The organism is Vibrio sp. 03_296 (assembly GCF_002265885.1).
Map to the genome: position 1 here is coordinate 1 of NZ_NPKW01000042.1, position 2,673 is coordinate 2,673.

5 protein-coding genes and 1 pseudogene are annotated in these 2,673 nt (G+C 40.6%); 5 read left to right on the forward strand and 1 reads right to left on the reverse strand.

What is annotated here, in order from left to right:
* A pseudogene (locus CIK04_RS03335) lies at window positions 1–207 on the reverse strand (IS110 family transposase); the annotation flags it as partial.
* A gap of 234 nt (window positions 208–441) precedes the next feature.
* Between CIK04_RS03335 and CIK04_RS35455 the strand changes: the two are divergent.
* From CIK04_RS35455 to CIK04_RS03365, 5 genes are all read left to right on the forward strand, one after another.
* Window positions 442–537, forward strand: a complete 96-nt coding sequence (locus CIK04_RS35455; RefSeq protein WP_097353751.1) for a DUF3265 domain-containing protein — start codon at window positions 442–444, stop codon at window positions 535–537.
* 14 nt (window positions 538–551) lie between these two features.
* The gene (locus CIK04_RS03345; RefSeq protein ID WP_097353752.1) at window positions 552–1,331 is read left to right on the forward strand and encodes a hypothetical protein; all 780 of its coding nucleotides are present in this window, start codon (window positions 552–554) and stop codon (window positions 1,329–1,331) included.
* 115 nt (window positions 1,332–1,446) lie between these two features.
* The gene (locus tag CIK04_RS03350; RefSeq protein WP_198516126.1) at window positions 1,447–1,839 is read left to right on the forward strand and encodes a hypothetical protein; all 393 of its coding nucleotides are present in this window, start codon (window positions 1,447–1,449) and stop codon (window positions 1,837–1,839) included.
* A 161-nt stretch (window positions 1,840–2,000) separates the two neighbouring features.
* Window positions 2,001–2,360: a VOC family protein gene (locus CIK04_RS03360; protein ID WP_128824592.1), complete on the forward strand. Its 360-nt coding sequence runs from the start codon at window positions 2,001–2,003 to the stop codon at window positions 2,358–2,360.
* Window positions 2,361–2,377: 17 nt separating this feature from the next.
* Entirely contained in the window at window positions 2,378–2,494 is a 117-nt protein-coding gene (locus CIK04_RS03365; protein WP_325205688.1) for a DUF3265 domain-containing protein, read from the forward strand.
* The last annotated feature ends 179 nt before the right edge of the window (window positions 2,495–2,673 follow it).

The window sequence follows — 2,673 nt, forward strand, 5'->3', positions numbered from 1 at the left end:
CTAAGATGAATGGCATCTCCAATCGACCGGTTGCTTCAATAACAATCCGTTCTGGATGATATTTAGCAATAGTGCGAACGGCTTGTTGATGCCTTTTTCATCATTTGTGACATTAAAATAGATATCGAGAGGGCGGATATAGATATCAAGTTGTGTCTTACCTGTATCAACGCCGACATTAATGTTTTGAAGTGTATTTGTATTCATAATAAGCTAACTCTTGCTTGCGAAATGCGGGCTCGAGACCCAGAAGACTATTCGAGTGTGATGCTTGGAGTTCTATCTGATGTTCGTTCTTGTTATCGGTCTCTCAATAGAGGAGCCAGCGTTCAATCGAACTATCAGATAGAGAACTTTAGTTGCAGCTAAAGTCTGGGTCTCACCTTACCCTGATTCGTTAGTTATTATCCATACAAGGCGTTTAAGCGGGATTCATGCCGCATGGCATTTTTGGTTTGCGGTGATTTTTGTGGTGAAAGTGTTCTGCGGAAACTTGGTTTATGCGGCATTCACCCCTTAACGCGGCGTTATGTTTAGGAAGGAGTGTTAATTTGAGAACAGAGTTAAGCGAATTTACTGGAATGTTGGAAAGATTGGTTAGAGACTCAATCTTAAGCGTATCTGGGCATGAATGGGATGAGGATTTTATTACATTAAACCTACTTAGAGACCTAAGAAATGGTTTATCGAGCACTTCTTTAGTTGGTAAAGATCTGAGAAGCAGTATCAGTTGGCAAATTTACAAGTTAAAAGGAACTCACGAAAATAATTTCGGAGACGTTGCATTAGCTGTCAATATTAACTATCGAGATGGATCTTCGTTAAACGGTTCAGCTTTCCTTGAAGCTAAAAAACGTGATTGGCGAAAAACAACTTTTGGTGCCATGAGAATCCCTCAGGCTAAAAAAATACTAAAGAATGCGCCTAGAGCGCAATATCTCCTTTATGATTACGAAGATATCACTAGTTTTTTGAACGGCTCGCTATATTCAGAAGAGCTTGATTACCATTATCGTCATAGAATGGATGTTGTCCCGTATGCTCCAGTGACAAGAGCAGTCTGCGTACCTCTTAATCTAGCGGTCGCCACCGGAGATAAAGACACTATATTGTACCGTCATGGTCTTCCCTTATCATTGATGCTATCAACTAGGTATTTTCAGGGCTTAGACTTGGAGTTTGACGATACATCGAATCAAGTAGCAACAGGCTTCTTAAAAAAATTTGGTCTTCCTAAGTTTGTTGTCAAAATTGATATCAGAGACTCTAATTCTGATGGCAACGATAGTGATTTGCGCATCAATACCCAAGAATATCAATTGGTTGAATAAACATAACAAAGCATTTAAGAGTGATTCGCAACGCTCGGCATTTTCGCTTCGCTCAAGTATAGCCGAGCGCAGCTCACACCTTAATGCGGCGTTATACCCTTAAAAGGAGTTGGTATTGAAATCGTATGTGGTTAGTGAAAAAGTCCTGAAAAAAGTAATGCTTACTCTCTATCATCGTATCGTTGAACAAGAGAATGGTGGGGTACTTGATCTAAACAGATATAAGTTTCATGCCTTTGATCGTGACATGGAAGTTCAAGTGCCTGAAGTAGTTGATAGGCAAAGATCTATACCAAAAGTTAACTATGCAGCTTATGTTATGAGGATGGATGAACTGGGCTACATCAAGAGGGATGGTATGAGTTTTGTGTTTACTGATTCAGGGTTTTTAGCGGCTAGCAAGTTGGCTTATCCAGTTAGGGTATGGTTTAAAGCTCATTGGCTTGGACTATCAGGCTTAGTTGTAGGTATTGCAGCCTTAGTCGTTGCGATCAAGCAGTTACCTTGAGCACGGGTATAACAATCTGTTTAAGAGGGATTCGCAACGCGTGGCATTTTCACTATGCGTTGGTTTTAGTGTTTAAGGCGATATGCGGTGGCATCGGTATTGCGTTGCTCACCCCTTAACAGGGCGTTATGCGCTAATTGGAAAAATGACAGGAGTTAACAATGAACCAGCATGAAAAGCTCAATTATGTAGAGTTTGCAGCGAAAGACTTAGAGTCAACGAAAGCGTTCTTTTCAAAGGTTTTTGGCTGGGAATTTGTTGACTATGGGCCTGAATACGCAGCTTTTTCAAATGAAGGTTTAGATGGTGGTTTTTTCAAATCTGAGCGTTCTAGTCGGACGGAAAGTGGTGGCGCACTTTTAGTTTTCTATAGTTCAGACATTGAAGCAACATTGGATAAAGTTGTGAAAAATRGCGGTGAAATCATCCGTCCAATTTTTGAATTTCCTGGAGGTTGTCGTTTTCATTTTGTGGAGCCAAGTGGTAATGAATTTGCTGTTTGGTCTGAAGCACGCGCATAACAAAGCGTTAAAGTGGGATTCATGCCGCGTGGCATTTTGGGTATGCGGTGAATTTTGGTGGTGAAAGTGGTCTGCGGAAAGTTGGTTTAGGCGGCACTCACCCCTTAACGCAGCGTTATACCAATTTATCGTAATAAGCTCCAACTCAAAACACTATCGAGTGAAGCTTGGTTTCTATATACTTCCTTATTTCAAAGGAAAACCAATATGGAAATGATCATCGTTTCATCAGAACAGCAGAAACGTCTAATCATGATCTTTACTCGTACAGCATCGCAAATGTCAGATAAAGCACTTCTAAGTGATCTAAGCT

What these genes read in the sequence shown, in the direction of transcription:
- CIK04_RS35455 (WP_097353751.1), top strand. Translation starts at nt 442, where the DNA reads ATGGCATTTTTGGTTTGCGGTGATTTTTGTGGTGAAAGTGTTCTGCGG.